This is a genomic window from Vibrio sp. 10N.222.49.C9, from assembly GCF_041474985.1.
Classification (GTDB): domain Bacteria; phylum Pseudomonadota; class Gammaproteobacteria; order Enterobacterales; family Vibrionaceae; genus Vibrio; species Vibrio crassostreae_C.
The window spans coordinates 1-272 of record NZ_JBFRVD010000281.1 but is presented as its reverse complement, the minus strand read 5'-3'; the positions used below and the strand labels follow the sequence as shown (position 1 = coordinate 272).

The window sequence follows — 272 nt, the reverse complement described above, 5'->3', positions numbered from 1 at the left end:
GTATTGTCACTTTATGGTAAGAAATGATGGGCCCAGACAACCGCTTCTTCTCTGTTCTTGACCTTAATCTTGCGAAATATTTTATATAGATGGGACTTTATGGTGTGCTCACTGATAAACAACTGCTCAGCTAAGCCATAGTTTGATTTGCCAATTCGCAATGCTTCAAGCACTTCCATTTCGCGACGAGTTAAATTAATCGTGTGTGGAGGGGCATAGCGAATCAGCACCGACTGATAATAGGACAGCAATTGATCGGTAACCCCACGGCT

Annotated in this window: 1 protein-coding gene; it reads right to left on the bottom strand. The window is 43.0% G+C overall.

The window, feature by feature from the left end; all coding sequences use genetic code 11:
* Nucleotides 1-11: 11 nt before the first annotated feature.
* Nucleotides 12-272, bottom strand: a 261-nt coding sequence (locus tag AB4585_RS23140) for a LuxR C-terminal-related transcriptional regulator (protein ID WP_372171137.1), incomplete at its 5' end; no start/stop codon positions are given.